The sequence below is a fragment of the Rhizobacter sp. LjRoot28 genome (assembly GCF_964253025.1).
GTDB lineage: Bacteria > Pseudomonadota > Gammaproteobacteria > Burkholderiales > Burkholderiaceae_C > Rhizobacter.
Map to the genome: position 1 here is coordinate 1,873,611 of NZ_CAXUQC020000001.1, position 23,721 is coordinate 1,897,331.

Here is a 23,721-nt window from a genome sequence, read left to right on the forward strand (position 1 = left end):
GCCCTCGCCGCGTCGATCAAGGCGGCACGGGCCGGGCAGGGCAGTCTTCGAAACGCGAGACGTGAAACAGCGAGCGGCACGCGGCGTCCCTGGCTCGGCCCACCCTCCCGGGCGCGCGCCATGTGCTTGGTCTGGCATGAAGGAACGGGCTTGTCCAACGGGGCGAACCAAGCCCCCGACGGCGATGCGGCATTCGCGCCTCCCTGGCACTTACTGCTAGGGTTTGACGCATGAATGACATTGACATCCTCGACTGGTTCACCGACACAGAATTCTTCGGCGTCTCCATGGCGAACATGGCGCTGGCACTCGCCGTCGCCGTGGTGGTCTATATCGCGCTCACCCTGGCGTTGCGCCTGGCACTGGGCCGCCTTCGGGCTGTGTCCAGCCACACCGGCACGCACGCCGACGACGTGTTCGTCGAAGTGCTGAGCGGCACGAACCGCTTCCTCCTCGCCCTTGTGGCTCTGCTGATCGGCGTGGGCATGCTGGACCTGCCCGACCGCTGGGCGTCCCGCGTCAGCCAGCTCTGGTTCGTGGCCTTGGCCTTGCAACTCGCTCTGTGGGCCAACCGCACGGTGACGGTGTTCCTGCGGCGGCATGCCGCACGTCATGGCACGCCGGGCGTACAGACGGTGAGCGCGGCCACCACCCTGATCTCCTGGGGCGTGCGAACGTTGTTGTGGGCCATCGTGCTGCTGGCCATGTTGTCCAACATGGGCGTCAACATCACGGCCTTCATCGCGAGCCTGGGCGTCGGCGGCATCGCGGTGGCGCTGGCCGCCCAGAGCCTGCTGGGCGACCTGTTCGCGTCGGTGGCGATCGCCGTCGACAAGCCGTTCGAGGTCGGGGACTTCATCGTCTTCGGCAGCGTGGCGGGCACGGTGGAAACCGTCGGCGTGAAGACCACGCGCATCCGGGCGCTCGGTGGCGAGCAGGTGGTGATGTCCAACACTGAGCTGCTCAAGCAGACGGTCAGCAACTACAAGCGCTTGCGCGAGCGCCGGATCGTTTTCGGATTCGGCGTCACCTACGCCACGTCGCCCGATCAGGCAGCGGCCATCCCCGAGCTGGTCAAGCGCATCGTCGAGGAGAGCGGCAAACTGCGTTTCGACCGAGCGCATCTCAAGGCGTTCGGCGAGAGCTCGCTCGACTACGAGGTCGTCTACATCGTTCTGGATCCGGACTTCGGTCTCTACATGAACGAGCAACAGCGGATCAACCTCAGCCTGATGCGCGAGCTCGACGCCATGGGAGTCGGCTTCGCGTTCCCGACCCGCACCGTGGTGCTGGATGCGTCGACGCCGCTGCGGTTCTCCCAGGTTCCCGCGGAGGCGGCGGCCGGCTAGCAGGCTCGCCAACCGTTGCCGCGAGGGCAGGGGGAACTGCCAAGCGAGCGCCCGTGGCCAGTGAACGGCTCAAGGCGGTTCCGAACGGCCGTGAGCGTCGCCCCGCACCCTTCGGTCCTCTCCCCGGGCCCGCGTTGTCGGGCAGCCAGGGAGGTTCGGTCGCCGCTACGCGCGAGGGGAACCACTGGCTGCCTGGAACGCACCCTGTACCGGGTGGAGCTCGCACCCGCGCAGCCGGTTGCCATGGCGTCCCGTCAATGACGCGGACACGTGACCGTGCCGCACGCCGCCGCGAGCCTTGCGCATTCGGCGTTTGACGGCGCGCTGGCCGTGTTGACGCGCGAGTTCGGCTTCTCAGCGGTTGGCCGTGCCCGTGTGGCGGCGCCACAGAGGTCAGGGCCGACCGTTGGAAGATCAGCCCGCGGCCGCGCCAGCGCCGACGCGCGCCTTTCGGCGAACGAGCCCCAGGGCGGCGAGCCCTAGGCCGAGGAGTGCCAGCGCAGGCGGTTCGTCCACCGGCGCGGCGACGCTGCCAAAGCGGTAGTCGTCCACGTCGACGGCCACCGCGAGCGACGCCGCCGACACCGCGAACGATGCGTCCATCCAGGACACGGTGCTGCCGTCAATCGCCAGCGTTCGGAAGTCGTTCGGGTCGAAAAGCCGGCCGTCGGATGACCCGAACGTGAGCGCAGCACCGTCGAAGCGCGGACGGTAGTTGGTCTGGAAGGTGACGGACTGCAACGGCGCGCTGCTGATGGAGATCACTCCAGGCGAGTCGACCGAGTCCGGGCCGGCCAGGAACGAGAAGGTCTCGCCCAGCAGGTTGAAGCGGATCTCGCCGAAGGGCGGCGCCACGCCCGAGCCTTCGTCCCAGGGTTCGGTGGGGATGTTGAGCCGGAAGGTGCCTGAGACGCGGGCTCCGTCGTAGGGCGATGCAGCGCTTGGGGCGGACCGCCCGTCGAGCGGTGTGCTGGCACGGGCGGTGCCTGAAAAGCTGCCGTCGACGATGATGGCGGCGGCGGGGCCGGGCACTGCGCAGATCGCCACGGCAGCGACAAGAAGAGGGCGGTACAGCATGGAACGGAACGGGGAGCCAACGACGCACGCATGGTGGCCGCGCCGTGCCGTTCGCACCATCCCCCGGATGACCGGCCAGGGTTTCCCTCAGCCTGAATGCGGCAAGCAGCCTCGGTGCCTGACCATACGCGCCGTCTCGCAGCACAGGCGCTGCGCAGGCAATCTGTAAGCCCGCATTCATCGGTATTAATCCCAGGTTAAGAAATCCGCCGCAGGCGTACAGTCGCCCGCACTGAAACCGGTTCCAGCGTGAAGAAGTAGCTGTTCCAACGAACGGCGGCGGCCGCTTGCGCGCATGCCGCCGCCCTCACTCGACAGAGGAGTCGAACCGTGAAATTGAAACCTGGAATCCCGCGCCTGGGCGCAGGACTGCTCGCGCTGGGCCTCGGCCTGGCCGCCTGTGGCGGCAGCGACGACGACGTCGCGACCCCGCGCCCTGACTGGCCCACCGTGACCAGTGCCATCGCGAAGAACCCGGTGCAGGAGGAGCAGATCAAGGCGATCGTCGCCAGCATGACGCTCGCACAAAAGGTCGGGCAGATGACACAGCCGGACATTCGCAGCATCACCCCGGCCGAGGTGACCCAGTACTACATCGGCTCCGTGCTGAACGGAGGAGGGGGCTGGCCGGGCAACAACAAGCGTGCTTCGGTGGCGGACTGGCTGGCACTGGCCGATGCCTACTGGCAGGCGTCCATGGCGACCGACCTGGCCGTGAAGATTCCGGTCATCTGGGGCACGGACGCCGTGCATGGCCACAACAACCTCTACGGTGCGACGCTGTTCCCGCACAACATCGGCCTCGGTGCGGCGAACGATCCGGATCTCATCGAGCGGATCGGAGCGGCGGTGGCAGCGCAGGTGGTGGCCACCGGCATCGACTGGACCTTCGCACCGACGCTGGCCGTGGTACGAGACGACCGATGGGGCCGAACCTACGAGGGCTTCTCCGAGGAGCCGTCCATCGTCGCATCCTACGGCGGGCGCTACACGCGCGGCCTGCAGGGCACCTTCGCCGGGAGCGGGCGCCCGACGGTGGTGGCCACGGCCAAGCACTTCATGGGCGACGGGGCAACCGACCAGGGCCGCGACCAGGGTGAGTCGAAGGCGTCGCTGGACGAGATGATCACCATCCATGGCGCCGGGTACTACCCGTCGCTCGCGGCCGGTGCGCAGACCGTGATGGCATCCTTCAACAGCTGGACCTTCACCGGCACGGCGCCCGATGGCACGCCGCTGGCCTTCGACAACGTGAAGATGCACGGCAACAAGTACCTGATGACCGATGTGCTCAAAGGGCGGATGGGCTTCGATGGCCTCGTCGTGAGCGACTGGGACGGCATTGCCCAGGTCCAGTACCGGGATGCGGCCGGCACACTGAAGAGCTGCTCCAAGACCTCGTGCCCGCCCGCCATCAACGCCGGCATCGACCTCGTCATGGTGCCGAACGACTGGAAGCAGTTCATTGCCGACACCATCGCTGACGTCGAGTCGGGCGCGATTCCGATGTCGCGCATCGACGATGCGGTGACCCGGATCCTGCGCGTGAAGATGCGCTCCGGGTTGATGACGGTGGCCGATGGCCAGACGTCGTCGACCAAGCCGTCGCTGCGGGCCGGCGCGGGAGATGCCAACGCGCTCGTTCACCGGGAGCTCGCGCGCGAGGCGGTGCGCAAGTCGCTCGTGCTGCTGAAGAATGACAACAACGTCCTGCCCCTGGCGCGCGGGCAGAAAATCCTCGTGGTGGGGCGCAGCGCGGACAACCTCGGCAACCAGACCGGCGGTTGGTCGCTCACCTGGCAGGGCACGACCAACGTGAACGCCGATTTCCCGGCGGCCGACACCGTGTTGGCCGGCATCCGGGAGGCCGCCGGCGCCGACAACGTGACCTACTCGCCGGACGGCGCGGGTGTCGACGTGACGCAGTACAAGGCGGTGATCGCCGTCATCGGCGAGACGCCCTATGCCGAAGGTGCGGGCGACATCGGGCGGGCTGGAACCCTGGAGCACGCCAAGCGCTATCCGGCCGACCTGGCCGTGCTGGACGTGGTCAAGGGGCAGGGCGTTCCGGTGGTCACGGTACTCATGTCGGGCCGGCCTGTCTGGGTCAACAAGGAGTTGAACCGCAGCGATGCGTTCGTCGCAGCGTTCCTTCCCGGCACGGAGGGCAAGGGCGTGACCGACGTGCTGTTCCGCAAGGAGGACGGTTCAGTCAATGTCGATTTCCAGGGGCGGCTGTCGTTCTCATGGCCCAAGACCGCATGCCAGACGACGGTGAACCAGGGCGATGCCGACTATGCACCGCTCTTCGCCTTCGGCTCCGGCAAGACCTACGCCGCTCCGGGCGCAGCGGTCGGCAATGCGCTCGACGAGACATCGCCTGCATTGGGATGCGGCCAGACGGCCGGCAACGGCCCCGCGGCCACGGAGCCGCTGGAGATCTTCAATCCTGCGCAGCACCCGCAGTTCAAGCTCGAGATCGGTTCGGACCCGAACTGGCATGTGCCGGTAGGTGACGACCTCAATGCCACCGTGGCGACCTCCGACGGTCGGCTTACCGTGACCACCTCGCAACTCAACGTGCAGCAGGATGCGAAGAAGCTGGTCTGGGCCGGCGGTGACGCCGAGTTCAAGGCGATGGTGGGGCCGTCCAGCAACCCCACCGGCGCCGCCAACCTGGCCGGCTACACGCATCCGGATGCCAAGGCCGTGCTCGCTTTCGACATCGCGGTGCATCAGCCGCCCGCCGGTGAGGTGAAGGTCCGCGTCGACTGCATCTACCCCTGCCGAGGCGAGGCCGACCTCACCACTCACTTGAAGTCGCTGCCACTCGATGTGACGAGCACGGTGAAGATTCCGCTGGCCTGCTTCGAGGCGGCCGGCGCGGACTTCTCCACCGTCGACACACCGTTCCTGTTGAAGACGGCCGCCGCGTTCTCGGCGACGGTCGCCAGGGTCCGCTGGGTCGTGGGCGCCTCTGGCGACGCCGACACCCTGACCTGCGCCCAGGTGGCACCTCCTCCGCCGCCGGCCATCGAGCCGCTGCCGGGCCCGACGGCAACGCTCATGGGCGGAGCCGGTTTCCACGGCGACCTGAAGGCCGACATGTACATCTCCAACGGGACGCACCTCGTCGCCACACCCATCGCAGGGGGCTACGACCTGCAGTTTCTTGCCGATGGGGGCAACGCCACCTTCACCCTGAAAGGGTCCGGCCTGAACCTCGCGAACTATGCCAACGGCACGCTGTCGTTCGACCTCAAGGTGATCACGTACGGTGCGAACACGAAGGGGTTGGCGATCAAGATGGAGAGTCCGGGGGAAGGGTGCCGCAACGTCGACTACCTGCTGCCCGATGCGGTGAAGCCGCCGGCCGATGGCCAGGTGCACCGCATCACGGTGCCCGTTGCCGATGTCGTGGCCAACGAGAACGCCCCTTGCTTCACGCTCGACAACGTCGTGGTGCCCTTCGGGATCTTCCCGGCCTGGGACGACCAGCAGGGGGTTCGCTTCGAGGTGGCGAACGTCGTGCTCACCCAATGATGTGAAACCGAGCCGCGCGCCTGGACCACAGGTCAGCGCGGTCTTCGAAGCCGCCGCAGCGGTTCAACCGTGCGGCGGCGACATCCAAAAAAACGGGGCGCCGGTGGGCGCCCCGTTCGGCTGTCGGCCCTCGCCGGCATGGGACATGCGGCGGTGACAGAGGCAGTCCGGCGAGATCCGTCTCCTTCATCCAACCCCGACAGGAGCCGGGAGGGGATGGAATCGACGGGAGCCTCCGATCAGACCCGCACGCTGTCGCGCAGCGCCTTCACCTGATCGTGGTTCGCGCGGGCGCCTTGCAGCTGCCGCTCGATCAGGGTGCGAACATCCACCGGGAGTCCTTCGGTCGCCACGGCCTTGCGGTACGACGCCACGGCCTTGTCTTCGCCGCGCTCACACTCGGCCAGGATCGCGTGGTCTTCGTTGGCGCTCGTCGAGATGGCGGCCTTGACCGCCACCCATCCGCGGTGCATCGCGCCCATGGCAGTACCGTCGTCCTCCGGTTCGCCGCCGTACTGACGGACCAGCACCTGCAGTTCGGCAGCGGCCTTGGCGCAATCAGCGGCGCGAGAGCTCAACAGCGACTTCACGGCGGGGGTGTGGGCACGTTCTGCACTGGTGCGGAAGCCGTACTCACCGTCCTTCGAGGTTTCGATCAGGTCATTCAGGATGTCCACGATATCGTCGTTGTCCATGTCGATCTCCTTTCGGTTGCGAGAACGCCAGCATGCGCAAGCCCGGCCAGCTTGGCTGCCGGAGAGCGTCGCACGCGGACGTGCGCCTGGGCCTACATGACCGGAAACCGCGGCGCCCAAGGGGCCTGATGACGGTGCGGCACGCACTCGGCCGGCGGGCTGACGCGCCTGCCGGCCGAAGGCGGTGCGGCAAGTCCGTGCCGCCCTCGGGATTCAACGCGCCGGCGAGCTTGTGTCGCCCACACGGCGCGTCTTCCACAACGACACCAGGATGCCGCCGGCCAGCAGTGCGCCCGTGACGCCCAGGCTGATGGAGGAGGGCACCTTGCCGTCGAAGAGCCAGTCGCCGAGGAAGATCTTGGTGCCGATGAAGATGAGCACCAGGGCCAGGGCGTACTTGAGGTAGTGGAAGCGGTGGACGACGGCGGCCAGGGCGAAGTAGAGCGCCCGCAGGCCCAGGATGGCGAAGATGTTGCTGGTGTAGACGATGAAGGGGTCGGGCGTGATGGCGAAGATCGCCGGGACCGAATCGATTGCGAACACCAGGTCGGCCAGCTCGACCAGGACCAGGCACAGCAGCAAGGGCGTGGCGTAGAGCAGCCGCTTGCCGCTGGCCATATCGAGCTGGCGGACGGTGAAGTCGTGGCCATGCAGGTCGCTCGTGACCCGCAGGTGCCGGCGCAGGAAGCGGAGCACCGGGTTGTTCGCGATGTCGGGCTTGTGGTCCACCATCACCAGCATCTTGACGCCCGTCACCAACAGCACGACACCGAAGAAGTACATCACCCAGGCGAACTCCATGACCAGCGCAGCGCCGAGCCCGATCATGAGGGCGCGCAGCACGATCACGCCCAGAATCCCCCAGAACAGCACCCGGTGCTGGTAGGCGCGCGGCACGGCAAAGTACGCGAAGATCATCGAGATGATGAACACGTTGTCCATCGCAAGGGTTTTCTCGACGAGGTAACCCGTGAGGTACAGCTCCACCGCCGTCCAGGCGCGTTCGTGCTGGGTGGCAGCGCCCGCAATCTGTGGGTCGACCGCCCCGGCACCCGCGTAGTTCAGGTAGATCCAGTACACCGCAATGGCCCAGGCAAGACCCAGGCCGATGTAGAGGGCCGACATCTTCAGGCTCTCCTGGACGCCGATCTCGTGGGACTCGCGGTGCATCACGCCCAGGTCGAACGCCAGGACGGCGAGAACGGCTGCAAAGAAGGCGAGCCAGATCCAGACCGGCATGCCGAGCAGGGTAGCGCTGAGTAGTTCCATGGTAAGTGTCCCGAGCGAGGTGATGGGGCCTTCGGTGAGTGCCTCGCGGTTGCAGGGAACGAGGGCGGTTCTGCACAGGCGCGGCGTCCATCGAAGGGCCCGATCGTGAGCGCCCCGGCCGACCCGGCCAAGCAGCGTTAAAGTGAGCTTCACTTCGGTGTTTGCGAAGTCCTCTCACCGTTCATGCCCAGAAGCCAGGCCCATGCTGAACTACCGTCACCTGTACTACTTCTGGGTGGTTGCCAAGGAGGGCGGCTTCGCCCGCGCGGCCGCGAGGCTCGACATGGCCATCCAGACCATCAGCGCTCAGGTCAAGGCGCTGGAGCAGGAACTGGGGCACCAACTCCTCAAGCCGTCCGGGCGCGGGACGACGGTCACCGAGGCGGGGCAAGCCGTCTTTGCGCGCGCCGAGGAGATCTTCCAGATCGGTGAGTTGATCGTCGAGGAGACGAAGGCCGGGTCATGGGGCCAGTCCGCACGACTGGCGGTGGGCATGTCGGACGGGCTGTCCAAGCTGGCCGCCCACGTGTTGCTCAAGCCCGTGCTCGACACACCGTCGCTCAAGCTCGTGTGTCATGAGGGCGAAGTCGAGCAGCTGCTGGCCGAGCTGTCGATGCACCGGCTCGACCTCGTGCTCGCCTGCCAGGCGCCGGCACCGAACTCCAACTTGCGCTTGAGCAGCGAGCGGTTGATGGTGTCGCGCGTGGACTGGTACGGCCCGACGACGCTGGTCCACAAGGCCGAGATCGACACCTTCCCCGCGTGTCTGGGCGCGCTGCCGGTCCTCCTCCCCACGGGACATGCGGCGTTGCGGGGGCGCATCGATCGGTGGTTCGAGGCCAATCGCATTTCCCCTCGCATCGTGGGCGAGTTCGAGGACAGCGCGCTGCTGAGCCTGTTCGGCTCACAGGGCATGGGTGTCTTCCCGGTCACGGCCCTGGGCGCCACGGATCTCACGACCGTGCGCAACCTGCGCCTGCTCGGGCGCAGCGAGGGCCTGCACGAGGAGATCCATGCCATCCGATCACGCCGCGGCTTGCATCATCCTCTGGTGCTGAAGATTCTGGCCGGCGCGCGGGACGCCTGATGCGGGTGCACCGGATGCGCGCGAGAAGCGCGCCGGGCCCGGGCTCGCCCTCGGGCAGGGCGCGAATCCGCTTGGACGAGCACCGCGTCCTCCGTGCCGTGACCGGCCGCCGCGGCCGGACCGGGACTCAGCGCGCCGTCGGCACCTGCACGATGCCCTTGAAGTCCACTGGCACCACGATGGTGTGGACCTTGCCGGCCTTCACACCTTCGGCAATCATGTAGTTCGCCTGCGCGTTCATGTAGTCGATGGCCTTTGCATTGGCGTTCAATGCCGCGATGCGCTCCGCCTCCTTGCGCGCCGTCTGCACCTCGACCTCCTTGGTCTTGAGCTCGTTCTCGGCACGCACCAGGGCGTTTGCACTCTCCACGATGCTGTCGGCGGGCGACACCGCACGCAGCTGCACCTGCGACACCGTGATGGCGTTCGCCAGGTTCTCGCCCTGGAACGTGCTGGCCATCTGCTCGCGAATGGCCGCCTCGATCTGGGCCCGGTTGTCAGTCAGCTTCAGCGACGGATGCTGGCGGGCCGCCTTGTACGCCGCATTGCGCAGCGCCAGCTTCACGTAGTTGTGCATCAGCAGGATGTCTTTCGAATGGTCATCGAACACATGGAACGACCGGTTCTTGCCGGTCCACAGGTCGTTGATGGCTTTCGGGTTCACGCTGTAGATGGCGGTGACGTCGAAGTCCTTGACCGTGGAGTTGTCCGCGGCCAGTGGCGTGAGGTCATTGGCTTCCACCGCCACGTCCTGCACCTTGAACGTCTGCACGTTGCCGATCAGGGTCTGGTTGAAGGACCCAGGCAGCAGTTCCTCCGGCTCCCAGGTCTTGTCGAAGTTCTGGCGAAGGCCCACCTCGCCAGTTTCGATGCGGGTGCAAGCGGACAAGAGGATGGCGGCGGCCAGGACGAGGGGCAGGCGGATCATGGGCAGACCGGTGGTGGGCATGGCGCGCATTCTCACGCCGGCAGGGCGGCCGTGGCGTGCTCGTCTCGCGGCGACAACGCCCCGGCGCGCAGCAATCCACGGCTTGATGCCGAGGGCAGCGCTTTAGCGCTCCGTCCTGCGCTCCCTGCACGGAAAGCCCGCCGATGAAGCGAGCCGACTCGTTCAGGCCCGTTGCACGCCACGAGGTCGGCGATGCCGCTGCCTGCAGGCGGAGGGCGTCTCGCCCCGCAGCCTCGTGAAGAGGCGGGAAAACGTGGGCAGGTCGCCGTAGCCGACCGAATGGGCCGCCTCGAGCACGGCGCATCCGCTTCCCTCGAGCAGCTCGGCCGCGCGCTGCATGCGCGCGGACTGTAGCCAGGCCAGCGGCGTGGTGCCCGCCTCGTCACGAAAGCGGCGCAGCAGCGTTCGCGAGCTCACGTGCAGGGCGGCTGCGAGCGCGTCCATGCGATACGGCTCGGCAAGGCGAGCGGCGAGCCAGTCTTGCGCACGCTTCGCGAACGGCGTTGCCGCGGCCGGCATCAGCGACCGATCCGTGTAAGGCTGCTGGGAGGCGCGAGGGGCGTGGAGCAAGGCCAGCTTGCCTGTTGCACGAGCCAGGCGGGCGCCACATCGCCGCTCGACCAGGCGAAGGCTCAGGTCGAACGCACTGCTCACCGCGCCGGAAGTGAGGGCGGGGCCGTCCTCGACGATCACGGCGTCGGGATCGACACGAACCTGCGGGTACCGTAGGCCGAAGTCGCCTGCGAACGGCCAGGCGGTGGTGGCGCGGCGACGGTCCAGCAGCCCGGCTTCGGCCATGAGAAAGCTCCCGAGGCAGACGCCGGCCAACGCCGCGCCGAGCCGGGCGGCCCGCCGCAGGACGGTGCACTCCGGCTTCAGTGCCGCCAGCAGGTCATCCCATTCGCCGGGAAGCTGGAGCTCCAGTCCGGGAATAACGAGTACGTCGGGCGTGCGTCCCAGGCGAGCGGCATGAATCGCGTGGCCTCCGGCCACACGCACCGGGCCCTCCTGGCGCGCGGTCACCAGTCGGACACTGAACGGCGGTGCACGTCCCGGTGCCGACCGCCCGGCACCGGCCAACCGATTGGCGATCAACAGCACGTCGGCCATCGCGAACGCCTCGACGCCCATGCAGCCGGGGTAGACAAGGACGGCGACATCGAGCGGGCGGTCAGTTGGAGCGGTGCGAGGCATGTCCTGCGGGTGGCCAGCTGGAGTAGCAGGTTGGCGGTATCGCCCAGGAGGATGGCGATACTGCCAGTGGATGTCAACCGACGAACCCTTCACGATGGCGGCGTGCTGCACATGGCAGCGCGGTTCAAGAAGGATCCCGAGATGAAAATGACCATCCTGCTGAGCGACGGGTACACCGCGCTCGACATCGTCGGCGGCTATGAGGTACTGGCCAACGTTCCCGGCATCGACATCGAGTTCGCTGCCAGGGAGACCGGGCTGGTGTGGGCCGACACGAGACGGCTTGCCCTTCATGCCTGGCGCCGCTTCGACGACGTCGCGACCACCGACATCCTGTACGTGCCCGGCGGCCCCGGCGTGGCGGCCGCCCTCGATGACCCGGCACTGATGGAAACGATTCGTCGTCTGGACGCAAGTTCGACCTGGACGGTAGGCATCTGCAACGGTGTGCAGTGGCTTGGCCACGCCGGGCTCATCGGAGGGCAACGGGTGACCACCAACTGGGCCGTGCGTGAGCAGGTGGCCGCGTATGGGGCGACGGTGGTGACGGACCGCTGGTGCCAGGATGGCAAGCTGTTCACGGGAGCCGGCGTCTCCGCCAGCATCGACGCCGCCCTCGCCCTGACAGCCTTGGTCGCCAATGAGGCCGTGGCGCGCACCGTGCAGCTGGGCATCGAGTACTACCCACAGCCGCCGCAGGGCAATGGCACACCCGATCAAGCGCCTGATTCGGCCCGAAAGCTGGTGCGGGAGTTCGAGGCCTCAGCGCTGGAGAGACTGCGGTCCAAGCGACCGCCGGTGTGATTCGACGGCGGGAGGGCCCGGTCAGACAAAGGTGGCCTCTCGCTTGTTGCGCGTGTGCTGAGGATGCGGATTGCCGGGACCAACCGGCGAGAGGAAGAGGGTGCGAGCTAGGCGGGCGGACATGAACCTCGGCTTGGCGAACGTCATGAAGAGGGCCGGGGCAACGGACATGTTCTGCACCAGGCAGCGGTCCGATCACCCGGTGATCGGCGATCTATCCAGCGGCAGGCGAGCCGTGCGGAGCTGGCGCTATCAGGCGGCCTCGCCGCCTTCGATCCGTCGGAAGGGGCCTTGGTAGGACTCGATTGCTGCGAATAGCGTCGGGGCGACTGCGTCCAGCGGTGCCTGCGACCGCTTGTCGCCGATCAGGCGGTTGGCCATTGTCGTCAGCCGCTCGTCGTAGGCGTAGGCCATCGACCAGTCGGGGAACCAGCGGTGGTCGTTGGCCGGCTGATGAGGCCATTCACGCAGCACCTCGTGCCGGCTGTCGGCGCGGATGGACTTCATCAGCGTCTCGATGGCCTCGGGTGAACCCTCCAGCACCTGTGCAAAGTGGTCACCAGAGAAGATCAGCACGCCGGTCACGCCGAGCGCCGCATTGCGCTGCTTCGCCAACTCGAGGGTGCGCTGCTGCTCCTGCGCCTGGGGATCGATGCGTGAACGGCTGACGTAGAAAAGGCGTTGCAACGCCGGCGGCGCAGCCATGGGCTCAATCGGTGCGCCTGATTCCGAGGCGTTTCCGATGTCGCCGTCGGCCACCGGGATTGCGGACGACCACAGGTGCCAGCAGTGCTTGCCTGCACGCTTGGCGTGGTACAGCGCTTCGTCGGCGTCGGCCAACAGGCGCTCGGGGCTCGCGTCTTCGGAGACCTCGACGACGCGGATGCCGACACTGGATGACAGCAGCGCCACTTCACCGCTCAGCAAGTAGGGCTCGCTGCTGGCGGCAATGCACTTCTCGGCGATCCGCGTTGCGTCTTCCTCGGACGCGACGCTCTCGAGCACCACGAGAAACTCGTCGCCGCCCAGCCTCGCGACCAGGTCGGACGCGCGCACGCAGCGCTTCAGGCGATCGCCAAACGTGCGGAGTACTTCGTCGCCCGCCGGGTGACCAAGCCGGTCGTTCACTCCCTTGAAGCCGTCCAGGTCGAGATAGAGTACCGCGAGGCGCTTGCCGGCGCGAAGCGAGCGGGCCCGCGCGACGGGCAGCGTTTGCAACGCGGCGCGCCGGTTGGGCAGCTGGGTGAGGGTGTCTTCCAGTGCCAGCGCCTGCAACTTGGCTTCGAGTTGCTTGCGTTCGCTGATGTCCCGCAGAAAGGCGTCGAAGAAGCGCACGCCGTCGGGCCGGGTGCGCACGCGCACCGCCACTTCGACCGGGAAGGTGCTGCCGTCGCGGCGCCAGCCGATCAGTTCGGCGCGGCGGTCCACCATGCGGGTCGCGCCACCGTGCTGCACGTAGCGGTGCATCCAGCTCAGGTGGGCTCCACGCATCGACGGCGGCATGATGAGTTCGGCCAGGGGCTGGCCAATGGCCTCGCTGACGCTCCAGCCGAAGGTGTGCTCGGCCGCGCGGTTCCAGTTGGTCACGAGACCCTGTTCGTTCACGGAGACAAAGGCATCGTTGGCCTGCTCGAGGATGGCCCGCATCGCCTCTTCGCTTTCCGCCAGCGCCGCGGTACGCTGGGCGATGCGTGATTCCAGTTCCTGGTTGGCGGCCAGCAACTCACCTTCCTTGACCGACAGCGTGTCCAGCATGTGGTTGAATGCGCCGGCGAGGCGGCCGACCTCGTTGCGTTCATCAGCCTCGGCACGTGAACCTCGTTCACCGCGGCCGGTGGCTTCGGCCAGTTTGACGAGACCATACAGGCGACGTGTGGTGCCGTGGGCCATCAGCATGGCGAGCGCCACGCCGAGCAACACGGCCAATGCCGCAAAGCCGATGCCTTCGATGGTCACCTTCGCCAGCTGTGCGCTCACGCCTTCCATGCCGGCGGCAAAACGCACCCAACCGATCACCTCACCTTGCCACAACACAGGCCATGCGACGTCCAGGATGTGGCCGTCGTCGACCAGCACACCGGGCTTCGCGGGCCCCTGCAGCATGCGCCGTGACTCGGCGTCGACCATGCCTCTACCGACGACAGACCGTTCCGTGTGGGCCAGCACGAGGCCGTTCTTGTCGAGAACCGCGACGTAGCGCATCTCGGGGTAGGTGGCAAAGCCCTGCACCGCCTCTTGGGCGCTCGCGAGGTCGGCGCTGAGCAGGTGGCTGAGGGACTGCTGCGCGATGCCTTGCGCAATGCCCATGCCGCGCTGCACATGCCGGTCGTGCAGGAACTGCTTCTGGTCGTTGACCAAGTCGGCCACGAACAGCGACATGAGCACCGCATGCACCGCCGCCACCCCAAAAGCGAGTTGTGCGCGGAAGGTCGTCGGGCGCCAGGCCAGCATGCGCTTCATCACGGGCCCTCCACCTTGCGGACATCACGCTCGAAGGCGCGCAGGAACGTGCGGACTCGGTCGTAGGTGCGACCGTTCGCCACCTCGAAACCCTTCAGCTCGATCTGTCTGAGCACTTGCCGCCCTTCGTCGTCACCGCTCAGGTCGACGAGCGCTGCGCTCAGTCGCGAGGCGGTCTTCTCGTCGACGTCGGCCCTCACCATCACCGAGTTGTTGATGAGCGCGGGCGTTTTCCACCTGACCACGAGCTGCGAAGCGAGCTCAGGCTGCTGCGCGCTGAAAGTGCGCCAGGCTTGCGGCCAGGTCGCCGCCGCGACCGTCTTGCCGAGGGCAACGTTGAGGATGGAACTTTCCTGGGTGCCGACGTAGCGCGCGTCGATCGACTGCATCGACACGCCTTGGTCGTGCAGCCAGCGCTGTGGCAACAGGGTCGCCGCCAGCGCGGTGGGCGCCGGAAAGCTCACGGCCTTGCCGGCCAGATCGCCTGGCGAGCGGACAGGGCTGTTCCTGCGAAGCAGGATCAGGCCTCGAAAGTCCTCATCGTCGGCCACCTTGGCGATGACACGGTAGCCGTGGCGCTCGGCCAGCAGTGTCTGGTACGGATTCGGCAGCGCGAGCGCCACTCGCTGCTCTCGCAGTTTCTGCTCGTAGGCGGGGTAGCTCGACGACGCTTCGAGCCTGAACTTCAGGTCGGGCAGGCGCCGTTGCAGCTGATCCACCAGCGGCTGGTAGAGCGCGGCCAGGTGCTGGGGGCTGTGAAGCGGATGAACGGCGAATGTCAGCGTGGTCTCGACGACCGTCTGCCTTTGATTCGAATAGGTCGGCTGGTAGGGCGCAGCCGGCCGATCACAGGCGACGACGCCGAGCAGTACGCAGACGACGAGCGCGGAAACGGCAGACGAATGCGGGGAGCAGAACATGGTGAATCATCACCGCGATGCGCGCCGGCTTCAGCTGGAAAAGCGCCCGTGAAATGCCGGTTTTCAGAGCTTGGGACGGGCAGGGGCAGCGGGCAGGGTCAGATCTTCGATTTCTCAGGGGACGGGCAGGGTCAGATCTTCCATTTCTCAGGAGAGGGCCCTGGCGCATACTCCTTCCCATGCGACCGGCGACCCTCCATCTGCGCAGCTATGGCGCTGAAAGTGCGAAGCATGCGCACGATCACGCCCAGATCGTCATCGCCGTGCGTGGCGCGCTGGAGATCGACGTTGGCGGACGGGGCGCTCGGCTCGACGCATCCCGCGCCGCCTTCATCGCGCCAAACGTGACCCACGATCAGCGCGCCCTCGACGACAACTGCTTCCTGGTGCTCGACTTCGATCCCGAAGCGCTCGGCGCCGATGCGATGGAACAGCTGTACCGCCAAACCTTCCTCCCGGTCAGCGCGGCAGTGCGGCGGCTTGTCGAGTTCGTGCAGCTGGCGAGTCCGACCCGGACCACCCCGGAAGCGATGGCACGTCATTGCATGCCCCTGTTCATCGGAGCACTGGGCGCCGGTGTGGGCTCGGCCTCACGGCTTGAGCCGCTCCTTCGTCTGATCGAGGCCGCACCCGGCGAGTCGTGGCCGGTTGGCCGAATGGCGCGGGAATCAGGCCTGAGCGCGAGCCGGCTGCATGCGCTGTTCCGTGCGGACCTCGATTGCACGCCGCAAGCCTGGCTGACCGAAGCCAGGCTGCGCCACGTCGAGCAAGCGCTCGAGACGTCCGACACGCCGATTGCCCAACTCGCGCTCGATGCCGGCTACTCGGACCAGACGGCGCTGACGCGTGCGATGCGTCGCATCAGCGGGACCACGCCGGCGGCATTTCGGAAGGCGCGGCGCTCGCGGTAGGAGCCTGGGTCAGGGCAGGGCGCGCTGCGGTCAAGACGAGTCGAGTGCACCGCGCCAAGCTGCCGCCCATGACACAAGGATTGACGATCGGCCTGGTTCAGGGCGCTGCGGCCGGCGCGATGTGGGGGCTCGTCTTCCTGGCGCCGCAGGTGCTGCACGACTTCAATGCGCTGCAGCTGTCAGCGGCGCGTTACCTTGCATATGGAGCCATCGCCGGCGTGCTCCTGGCGCCACGCGCCAGGTCGTTCGCGCGCGCAATGAAGCGGGACGACGTGCTCGCTGTGCTGCAACTCGCGCTGCTGGGCAACGTTGTCTACTACCTTGGCCTCGCCACCGCCGTGCAGTGCGCGGGCGGCGCCGCCGCGGCTCTGGTGATCGGCCTGGTTCCCCTGGCCCTCACGGTCGCCGGCGCGCGCGACCCTGACGCCGTGCCGCTCCGGCGACTGTGGGGCCCGCTCGCGCTGGGCGCCGTCGGAACGGCCCTTGTCGCCGCCGAATCCCTGCGCGCAGGCCCGCCCGACACGACCCCGCTGCAACGGGCAGCCGGGCTGGCAGGGGCGTTCATCGCGCTGGCGTGCTGGACGATGTATTCAGTCATCAACAAGCGCTGGCTCGGGCGCCGTCCCGACGTGTCGGCCCATGACGGCGCATTGCTCGTGGGCGCCGCCACGGGGATCCTGGCCGTGGGGCTTGCCCTCGCGGCCGTCGCACTGGACACGCTACCGCGCAAAAGCGGCGACGTCCTGCGCTTGGCCGCGGGTGGCACGGTGCTCGCGCTGTGCGCCTCGGTGATCGGCAATGCGTGCTGGAACCGGGCGACCCGGTTGTTGCCGCTGACCTTGACGGGCCAACTGATCATCTTCGAAACCCTGTTCGGTCTCTTGTACGGGTACTGCTGGACGCGGCGCGCCCCGACCGGGACGGAAGTCCTGGCGACGGGGCTGCTCCTGGCCGGAGTGGCCTGGGCTGCGGCGGTGCACCGTGCCGGAGTTGTGCCTGTCGGGGCACCGCTTGACCGCGCTGCGAAAGCCCCGGGGAAGAAGCTCTGGGTTTGCCCGGAGCGCCCCTCGAAGAGGAAGCCATGGCACTCGTGACTACCGGCCTGACACAAGAGTTCAGCATCCGCGAACCCATGCTCTCCCTCTGCAGGCGCCTAGCCTTCCTCTGGCGGGCCCTCAACTAGAAATCCCGCAACAGGATGTTCTCGATGTTCCGCTCGGCCAATGCCGTGATGGTGAGAGCAGGGTTGGCGGCCAAAGCGCCGGGAATGAGCGAACCGTCGATGACGTACAGCTTGTCGTACCCGAGGACGCGGCCATACAGGTCAGTGGCACGGCCGAGGGGAATGCCTCCGATCGGGTGATAGGTGGCGGCGTCCGAGAAGAGCTTGCCGCTGAAGAGGTCGCCGCGGTAGTCGGTGCCGTTCGCGCTGTTGACCTTGTCGAACACGTGCTTGGCACTGGCGACAGCCGGTGCGTTCTGGTTGGTCCAGTCGAGTACGGCGCTGTCCTGCGCTGCGTTGTAGCTGAAGCTGCCCGTTTCCGGGTTGCGGGGCATGACGATGCTCATGCTGATGCCCGACTCGAAGGGAAATGGCAGCGGCAGGTGCATCGAGAACAGCGGCTTGTTGTTCTGATCGCGCGTCTTGAAACCTGACGCCGGCACGATGGCCTGCTGCAGGCCCACCGGATTGGCAGCGGTGTTCTGCCGGCATACGAAGATGTCTCCGTTTGCGCTCCAGCGAGTTCCGACGTAGGGGTTCAGGCGGGGCAGGGTGCCTGTCTGGCGCGCCCGCACGAGCATTTCGGTGCTGCCAATGCTGCCGCCGGCAAGGAAAAGATGGTCGCAGGCCACCTGGTAGCGGCGCAGGATGTTGCCCAGCAGATCGATTTCTTCAAGCGTGACGACGTAGGTGCGGTCCGGCGCGCGCTCGATCTTCTTCACGCTCGTCATGGCGCGGATCGTGACCTTGCCCGTGCCGAGTGCCTCGGCGATGTAGGTCTTGTCGAGGCTGTTCTTACCATGGTTGTTTCCGAAGCCACCTTCGCCGCCGAGCGCGGACTTCGGGACCGTGCCGGCTTCCTCCTGCTCCATGTACCTGAAGTCGTAGCCCGAGGGCAGCAGCTCGGTTGCATAGCCGGCATTCGCAACGTTGGCCCGCAGGGTCCGTGCGTACTGGTGGTACGGGCTGGACTCGAAGTAGGCCGGGCGGATCGTGTTGGCCTTGAGCTTGGCCTTCGCCTTGGGAAGGTGTCGCAGCAGGAAGTCATCGACGGCAAAGCCCCTCGGCATCACGTCCGACAGCACCTCGCGCAAGGGCGTGATCAACATCGCGATGTTGACCAGCGAACCACCACCGACGCCTCGGCCGAGGTACACGTCCATACCGGGATAGCGCTTCAGCGCAAGCACGCCGGCGCCGTAGGGCACCGTCCGGTTGACGGGCTGCCCCATGAAGCTCGTGACCACGGCAGCCGCCTGGGTCGAGAACCACATGGCACGTTCGTCGGGATGTTCGTTGCTGCAAAAGATCTTGCCGTCGGCGCCCGGCGTGTTCCACAGCCGACCCATCTCGACCATCGTGACGGGGATCCCGCGTTCAGCAAGGCGAAGCGCAGCTACCGCCCCGCCATAGCCCGTCCCCACGACCAGCACGCGCACGCGCTCGCGGGTGGATTGCGCAATCGATGAGTGAGCCACCGCCGCGGCCAATCCTCCTGCCGTGAGCGTGCGCCCGACGACGCCGACGCCTGACACCGTGTTCAGTCCCATCGCAGCAGCGGCGCCCAGAATGCGTTGGCCAAAAGCACGGCGCGAGTCTTTGCGGTCACCTGTCATCTCTGTCTCCATCGTTGTGTTGTGAGATGGAGATGCTAGGCAGCGGCAAGGCGGCCCTCTATTGCTGAACCGACCAATTTGTTGACCGTGTGTGCGCGGGATTCTCCCAGTCGGCGAACTGCCTGACAGAACGACGGTGCTCTACCGCACCCGTGAGTCGATGTCGTCCCCCTGGATCGATCGCGCTGTCCGCCAGGCCACAGGCTTCTGGCCGGTCCAGCGCCGGAACGCGCGATGAAAGCTCGCCACGGATGAAAAGCCCAACCGGCTCGCCACCTGCTTGGTCGCCAGGCGCTGGTTTCCGAGAGCATCCTCCGCGGCTTGCTGAAGGCACCGACGAGCGAGTTCCGCGTGGGAAACCCCCAGAGCCGCCAGCCGTCGGCGGAGCCCACGCTCGGTCAGGTTCAATCGCTCAGCGGTCTCGCGCAGACTGAGCTGCAGAGGTAGTGCGGTGAGGAGACATCGACGCACGCCCTCGACAAGGCGCGGACCCGCGTCTCGCGCAGAGAGCGCTGCTTCCGCTCTGGCATGGGCCTGCGCGTAGGCCACTGGGTCGTGTGTCTGCAGCGGCACATCAAGCAACGACGCATTGAACGTCACAGAGCAGCGGTCGCGGCCAAACCTCACTCTTCGACCGAACGTGGTCTCGTATCGTGCCGCTTGGTCGAGCGGGCAGAGGTATGGAAACTCGACTTCCAGGACATCTTGAGCACCGCCACGAGCGAAACCGATCATCTGCACCGCGCTTGTCGCAACGAGTTCGGTTCGAAACCGGCCGCCTGTGCCCAGTGCCACCACAGGCGTGACGTCCAGGCGGGCGCCTTCAGGGGATTCGCAGAGCGTCACCTCGGACTTGTCGAGCACGAGCGCTGCAAACCGGCTGATGTCTGCCAAGACATGACGGAGGGTCGGTGCAACCAGGGTCACGTGGGTGAGGGTGACATAGCGCATCAACGCTTTGCTTTTTCCCGCGACAAGTCCGAAGCTGGGGTCACGACTGACTTCCACGGCAGCCGTCATCAACGCCTCGAGCTGGCCCACCGGGAGCCACGGGCCATCGTCACGCAGGCCATCGACCGAGCCCAGGCCACAGCGGTGCAGTGCGAGCGCAGCGTCATGTCCTTCGGTCTCCAGGATGTAGGCAAGCGTCTTGAAGTTGACCGGCGAGGCGAACATGTCTGGCCCTTCGAAAGGACCGGGGAGCCTAATGCCCGCGGGTCGCAACCGCTGTCCTGCAAACTAGGGGGCGCATGGGCTCGTGCCTCGAGGCCCGCCTGAGCCAACGACCGTCCATTTGAGCGAAGTACGACCGAAGTTCCGCTCGTAAGTCGTTGATTCTTGACTCTGCTCCTTGTAGTGAGTACAACTTTACCCAAGGTTGCGTTGGGCAATGTCGTTCCCCGCGTCTCGGGTTGGGCAAAGTTGTTCTCGACGTCACGCCAGCGCAGGCGTTGGAGGGGAGCTCATGTTCCACGGACGAAGAGTTGCAGGGGTCACTGACCAACCCGGCTTCGACTTGGAAGCCTGGCCAGACCTCGATGTCGGTGCTCTGGACGATCAAGCAAGAGCGGCCTACGCGAACCGCAAGGCTGCTGTACGGCTTTACTTCGCCGGTGCAACGGCAGCTGAGATCCGCGACCGATGCGGTCTGGGCGTCCGCCAAGTCAACCGACTGATCCTGGAGCGGTGTTGCAGGACACACCCCGACGGGCGGCTCTTCGGATGGCGAGGACTTCATAAACACAGCCGGATCGCGGGCTACAAGCGCATCCAACCGGTCAAAAGCGGCACTCACGGCACGGGCACTGCTGGGGCCCTCCATGCATTGCTCGCCGTGGAAGTTGACTTTGCGCGCCGCTTCGAGAAACACATCCTCAAGCAGCTCCCTGACCGAAGGCTGGGTGAGGTGAACCGTCCAATCCACTCGATCTGGTCGTGGTTCCTTCAGGAGCTACGCAAGCTCGGATACGAGATGCGAAATCAGTGGCCTTTCGACGTCGAAGGCATGGGCTACTTCGCGGTCCGATCCCACGTCAAAAGGGTTCTCGACGACAACCCGGCGGCGGCAGCTCGACAGGCGGGGGCAGAAATGGTGAACAAGCGGAAGGCGGGTGACGGCACAAAACGTCCACATTTGCCCGTGTTCGGGCGCGTCGAGATGGACGCGCACAAGCTCGACGGCCGATTCTGTGTACTGCTTCCCACCCAGGACGGCGGTTGGGTGCCGAAGATCGTGCACCGCATTTGGGTGATCGTGGTGCTTGAGATCGCCTCGCGGGCGGTGATCGGGTACTACCTTAGTCTGCGAAGGGAGGTCAATTCGAACGACGTTTTGAGAACGATAAAGGCTTGCTTGGTTCAGTGGTGCCCGCGACACCTGCCGGTCGGAGGCAAACTTGAGTATTTGCCTGGCGCTGCTCTGCCCTCCGCCCATGATTCTCAGTACTTGGCGAGATGCTGGGACGAGATGAGTGTGGATGGAGCCATGGCAGAAACATGCCAGACGGTCCGAAGCGCGCTGGAGGAAGTGGTGCGGGCAACGCTGCTGACCCCATCGGCAGGATTCAGTAGCCGCCGCAGCAAAGATGATCGCCCGTTCATCGAGACTTACTTTCGAACTCTCGGCGAACGCGGCCTTCAACGCCTCAGCAACACGACCGGTCCAAACACCAAAGTCCTCGCGAGGTCAGGTCGCAAACCAGAGAAAGTGGCCGTGGCGGCCGAGTTTACTTGGCAGTATGCCGCCGACCTTCTTGATGTGCTGATCGCGAACTACAACGCGACGCCTCATTTAAGTCTGGGTCACCGATCTCCTTTGCAGTCAATGGACTACCACTCGTCTCAAGCTGAGGCCGTGTGCAGGACGGCTGATCGAAACTTGATAGAAGGCTTGCTGAGCGTCCGAAAACTATGCGTCGTCAAGGGAGGCACCGCGGAGGGGCGACTGCCTTACGTCAATTTCTTTCACTGTCGATACACGAACGAGGTCCTAGCGTCCCAACTGGACTTGGTGGGCAAGAAGATCTGGGTCATCAACAGTCTCGAGGATGACGCTCGCCTGGTCCAAGCGTCTACGGAGGCTGGCGTATCACTTGGGGTTTTGCGAGCCTTCCCGCCGTGGCACCGCATTCCACACAGTCTGGGCGTGCGTAGCGCTGTGCAGTCTTTGATATCGCATCGGCGCTTCCATTTGTCCGGAGGGGATGCGATCACGGCATTCTGCGACTACGTCGAGGCCAATGCGCGCGGCAAGCTGCCAGTGCATCCGGCATATCTCGAGATTCAACGGATCCTTGCTCAACATCAGGCTCGTTCGGACGTTTCATCTGATGTCAAGGCGGCGAAGGCGCGTCTGGACGAACGACACGCTGTTTCCGCGATTCCCATTCCCGATGTCGGCGACATTGCGCCAGCGCGACCACTGGAAGTCGTTCAAGCTGCTGCCAAAGCGGCCATCCAGCGGCCGACCACTCTGCCCCTCAAGACACGGCAGAGAAGCATTTGTCCCGAGCCACCTCCCCAGAGCAGTCAACCATCGCGGTCATTGCCACCGCTGCGAAAGATTGCCGACTGAAAGGGCAAGCCGATGCGACGAAATTTACCTGCGCACGTGCACCGGCGTCACCCCATCTTGACGCAGGAATACGCGGCTTTCACTCCACCCATTGCCGAGATGGCCGAGAAGATCGGCGACTGGATCGACCAGCGACAGGGTGGCGGATACATCCATGGCCCGTCGCGCTGGGGCAAGTCTCGGGGTGTGAAATGGTATGTGAGAGCCTCGCTCGAAGAGCGCTTTGGAATGCGTGTGCCACTACACATTTGGAGTCGCCCACCTGACAGTCAGCGAAGCGAGGCAGAGTTCTGGCGAAGCATGCAGATGGCGTTCGGACAACGTTATGGTTCACCGCGAACCATGCGTGGCGACCGGAGAGACGCGTTGCGAAAGTTCTTGGTCGCGTCCGCTGAGTCGTGCGAGTCCAACGTCGTCGTGGTGATTTGCGACGAGATGCAGGACATGTCTCTCGTGGAATGGAAGTGGTTGCTAGGACTGCACAACAGCCTCGATCAAGACGGCTACCGACTTAGCATTTTCTCGATCGCCACCCATCAAATGGGGTACGACTACGAACTGCTTGCTCGCGGCGGATTCGCGCACGTCGCCGCCCGCTTCATGGTCGCGCACTGGGAATTCCCTGGCCTGCGCTCGTTCGAGGAACTCGAGTTTGTTTTTCGTGGGTATGACGAAGCTTCGGATTGGCCCCCGGGGAGTGGCATCAGTTACACAGCACACTTTGCCCCCGATGCCTACGGACGAGGAGAACGCCTTTCCTCATGTGCAGAGACTGCGTGGAGAGTCCTTGACGCATTGCTCCCCCTTGGCTACCGAGGCGACGCGTCGTTTCCAATGAAACACGTTGCGTTGGCTGCCGAGGAGGTCCTCTACCGCGCCGCCAGCGGCGAGGACTGGGATGAGGTCACGTGCGAGGATTCTTGGCTCGAGATCCTGGGCGCCACTGGGTTCACCGATCACATGCGATTGATATCGTCATCTCTGCTCGCCGGGCGAGGCTCGACCAAGCGGTGAGGTAGCTGTGGCGATGCAACCTCGAATCTACCTAGAC

General features: G+C 65.9%; 17 protein-coding genes. 8 read left to right on the top strand and 9 right to left on the bottom strand.

Annotation, left to right across the window (positions count from 1 at the left end; translation table 11 throughout):
• Window positions 1–230 precede the first annotated feature (230 nt).
• A complete protein-coding gene (locus ACSQ2F_RS08715) occupies window positions 231–1,349 on the top strand; it encodes a mechanosensitive ion channel family protein (protein ID WP_436021783.1) in 1,119 nt (372 codons plus the stop codon).
• 414 nt (window positions 1,350–1,763) lie between these two features.
• Here ACSQ2F_RS08715 and ACSQ2F_RS08720 read toward each other — a convergent pair whose 3' ends face one another.
• Window positions 1,764–2,426 carry a hypothetical protein gene (locus tag ACSQ2F_RS08720; protein ID WP_436021785.1) on the bottom strand — a complete coding sequence of 221 codons (663 nt, stop codon included), beginning with the start codon at window positions 2,424–2,426 and terminating at the stop codon, window positions 1,764–1,766.
• Between the two features lie 330 nt (window positions 2,427–2,756).
• Here ACSQ2F_RS08720 and ACSQ2F_RS08725 point away from each other — a divergent pair, with 330 nt between their 5' ends.
• Window positions 2,757–5,969, top strand: a complete 3,213-nt coding sequence (locus ACSQ2F_RS08725; protein ID WP_436021787.1) for a glycoside hydrolase family 3 N-terminal domain-containing protein — start codon at window positions 2,757–2,759, stop codon at window positions 5,967–5,969.
• A 239-nt stretch (window positions 5,970–6,208) separates the two neighbouring features.
• Here the strand turns inward: ACSQ2F_RS08725 and ACSQ2F_RS08730 are convergent, their stop codons facing one another.
• Window positions 6,209–6,664, bottom strand: coding sequence for a PA2169 family four-helix-bundle protein (locus tag ACSQ2F_RS08730; RefSeq protein WP_436021789.1), 456 nt, complete (start codon window positions 6,662–6,664; stop codon window positions 6,209–6,211).
• Between the two features lie 213 nt (window positions 6,665–6,877).
• Complete coding sequence (locus tag ACSQ2F_RS08735; protein ID WP_436021791.1) at window positions 6,878–7,933, bottom strand: TerC family protein; 1,056 nt, start codon at window positions 7,931–7,933, stop codon at window positions 6,878–6,880.
• 202 nt (window positions 7,934–8,135) lie between these two features.
• Between ACSQ2F_RS08735 and ACSQ2F_RS08740 the strand changes: the two genes are divergently transcribed.
• Window positions 8,136–9,020, top strand: coding sequence for a LysR family transcriptional regulator (locus tag ACSQ2F_RS08740; RefSeq protein WP_436021793.1), 885 nt, complete (start codon window positions 8,136–8,138; stop codon window positions 9,018–9,020).
• 127 nt (window positions 9,021–9,147) lie between these two features.
• Here the strand turns inward: ACSQ2F_RS08740 and ACSQ2F_RS08745 are convergent, their stop codons facing one another.
• Both ACSQ2F_RS08745 and ACSQ2F_RS08750 read right to left on the bottom strand, forming a co-directional pair.
• Window positions 9,148–9,969 carry an SPFH domain-containing protein gene (locus ACSQ2F_RS08745; RefSeq protein ID WP_436021795.1) on the bottom strand — a complete coding sequence of 274 codons (822 nt, stop codon included), beginning with the start codon at window positions 9,967–9,969 and terminating at the stop codon, window positions 9,148–9,150.
• Window positions 9,970–10,131: 162 nt separating this feature from the next.
• Window positions 10,132–11,163, bottom strand: coding sequence for a GlxA family transcriptional regulator (locus ACSQ2F_RS08750; protein WP_436021797.1), 1,032 nt, complete (start codon window positions 11,161–11,163; stop codon window positions 10,132–10,134).
• Window positions 11,164–11,304: 141 nt separating this feature from the next.
• Here ACSQ2F_RS08750 and ACSQ2F_RS08755 point away from each other — a divergent pair, with 141 nt between their 5' ends.
• Complete coding sequence (locus ACSQ2F_RS08755) at window positions 11,305–11,967, top strand: DJ-1/PfpI family protein (RefSeq protein WP_436021799.1); 663 nt, start codon at window positions 11,305–11,307, stop codon at window positions 11,965–11,967.
• Between the two features lie 252 nt (window positions 11,968–12,219).
• Here the strand turns inward: ACSQ2F_RS08755 and ACSQ2F_RS08760 are convergent, their stop codons facing one another.
• Both ACSQ2F_RS08760 and ACSQ2F_RS08765 read right to left on the bottom strand, forming a co-directional pair.
• Window positions 12,220–14,427 (bottom strand): diguanylate cyclase domain-containing protein, encoded by a 2,208-nt coding sequence (locus tag ACSQ2F_RS08760; protein ID WP_436021801.1) that lies wholly within the window; start codon window positions 14,425–14,427, stop codon window positions 12,220–12,222.
• Window positions 14,427–15,347: a phosphate/phosphite/phosphonate ABC transporter substrate-binding protein gene (locus tag ACSQ2F_RS08765; RefSeq protein WP_436021803.1), complete on the bottom strand. Its 921-nt coding sequence runs from the start codon at window positions 15,345–15,347 to the stop codon at window positions 14,427–14,429. Before ACSQ2F_RS08765 ends, ACSQ2F_RS08760 begins: the two co-directional genes overlap by 1 nt.
• A gap of 17 nt (window positions 15,348–15,364) precedes the next feature.
• On the opposite strand from ACSQ2F_RS08765, the gene ACSQ2F_RS08770 reads away from it, so the two are divergent.
• Both ACSQ2F_RS08770 and ACSQ2F_RS08775 read left to right on the top strand, forming a co-directional pair.
• Window positions 15,365–16,258, top strand: coding sequence for a helix-turn-helix domain-containing protein (locus ACSQ2F_RS08770; protein WP_436021805.1), 894 nt, complete (start codon window positions 15,365–15,367; stop codon window positions 16,256–16,258).
• An 80-nt stretch (window positions 16,259–16,338) separates the two neighbouring features.
• Entirely contained in the window at window positions 16,339–17,352 is a 1,014-nt protein-coding gene (locus ACSQ2F_RS08775; protein WP_436021807.1) for a DMT family transporter, read from the top strand.
• 85 nt (window positions 17,353–17,437) lie between these two features.
• Here ACSQ2F_RS08775 and ACSQ2F_RS08780 read toward each other — a convergent pair whose 3' ends face one another.
• Window positions 17,438–19,030 carry a GMC oxidoreductase gene (locus tag ACSQ2F_RS08780; protein ID WP_436021809.1) on the bottom strand — a complete coding sequence of 531 codons (1,593 nt, stop codon included), beginning with the start codon at window positions 19,028–19,030 and terminating at the stop codon, window positions 17,438–17,440.
• A 207-nt stretch (window positions 19,031–19,237) separates the two neighbouring features.
• Window positions 19,238–20,272: an AraC family transcriptional regulator ligand-binding domain-containing protein gene (locus ACSQ2F_RS08785; protein ID WP_436021811.1), complete on the bottom strand. Its 1,035-nt coding sequence runs from the start codon at window positions 20,270–20,272 to the stop codon at window positions 19,238–19,240.
• A gap of 289 nt (window positions 20,273–20,561) precedes the next feature.
• Between ACSQ2F_RS08785 and ACSQ2F_RS08790 the strand changes: the two genes are divergently transcribed.
• Together ACSQ2F_RS08790 and ACSQ2F_RS08795 are read left to right on the top strand one after the other, a co-directional pair.
• Entirely contained in the window at window positions 20,562–22,670 is a 2,109-nt protein-coding gene (locus ACSQ2F_RS08790; RefSeq protein ID WP_436021813.1) for a hypothetical protein, read from the top strand.
• Between the two features lie 99 nt (window positions 22,671–22,769).
• Window positions 22,770–23,684, top strand: coding sequence for an ATP-binding protein (locus ACSQ2F_RS08795; RefSeq protein WP_436021815.1), 915 nt, complete (start codon window positions 22,770–22,772; stop codon window positions 23,682–23,684).
• Window positions 23,685–23,721 lie beyond the last annotated feature (37 nt).

Coding starts and splice junctions, on each gene's coding strand:
- ACSQ2F_RS08715 (WP_436021783.1), top strand. CDS start 231: ATGAATGACATTGACATCCTCGACTGGTTCACCGACACAGAATTCTTC.
- ACSQ2F_RS08720 (WP_436021785.1), bottom strand. CDS start 2,426: ATGCTGTACCGCCCTCTTCTTGTCGCTGCCGTGGCGATCTGCGCAGTG.
- ACSQ2F_RS08730 (WP_436021789.1), bottom strand. CDS start 6,664: ATGGACAACGACGATATCGTGGACATCCTGAATGACCTGATCGAAACC.
- ACSQ2F_RS08735 (WP_436021791.1), bottom strand. CDS start 7,933: ATGGAACTACTCAGCGCTACCCTGCTCGGCATGCCGGTCTGGATCTGG.
- ACSQ2F_RS08740 (WP_436021793.1), top strand. CDS start 8,136: ATGCTGAACTACCGTCACCTGTACTACTTCTGGGTGGTTGCCAAGGAG.
- ACSQ2F_RS08745 (WP_436021795.1), bottom strand. CDS start 9,969: ATGCCCACCACCGGTCTGCCCATGATCCGCCTGCCCCTCGTCCTGGCC.
- ACSQ2F_RS08750 (WP_436021797.1), bottom strand. CDS start 11,163: ATGCCTCGCACCGCTCCAACTGACCGCCCGCTCGATGTCGCCGTCCTT.
- ACSQ2F_RS08755 (WP_436021799.1), top strand. CDS start 11,305: ATGAAAATGACCATCCTGCTGAGCGACGGGTACACCGCGCTCGACATC.
- ACSQ2F_RS08760 (WP_436021801.1), bottom strand. CDS start 14,427: ATGAAGCGCATGCTGGCCTGGCGCCCGACGACCTTCCGCGCACAACTC.
- ACSQ2F_RS08765 (WP_436021803.1), bottom strand. CDS start 15,347: ATGTTCTGCTCCCCGCATTCGTCTGCCGTTTCCGCGCTCGTCGTCTGC.
- ACSQ2F_RS08770 (WP_436021805.1), top strand. CDS start 15,365: ATGCGCGCCGGCTTCAGCTGGAAAAGCGCCCGTGAAATGCCGGTTTTC.
- ACSQ2F_RS08780 (WP_436021809.1), bottom strand. CDS start 19,030: ATGGGACTGAACACGGTGTCAGGCGTCGGCGTCGTCGGGCGCACGCTC.
- ACSQ2F_RS08785 (WP_436021811.1), bottom strand. CDS start 20,272: ATGTTCGCCTCGCCGGTCAACTTCAAGACGCTTGCCTACATCCTGGAG.
- ACSQ2F_RS08790 (WP_436021813.1), top strand. CDS start 20,562: ATGTTCCACGGACGAAGAGTTGCAGGGGTCACTGACCAACCCGGCTTC.
- ACSQ2F_RS08795 (WP_436021815.1), top strand. CDS start 22,770: ATGGCCGAGAAGATCGGCGACTGGATCGACCAGCGACAGGGTGGCGGA.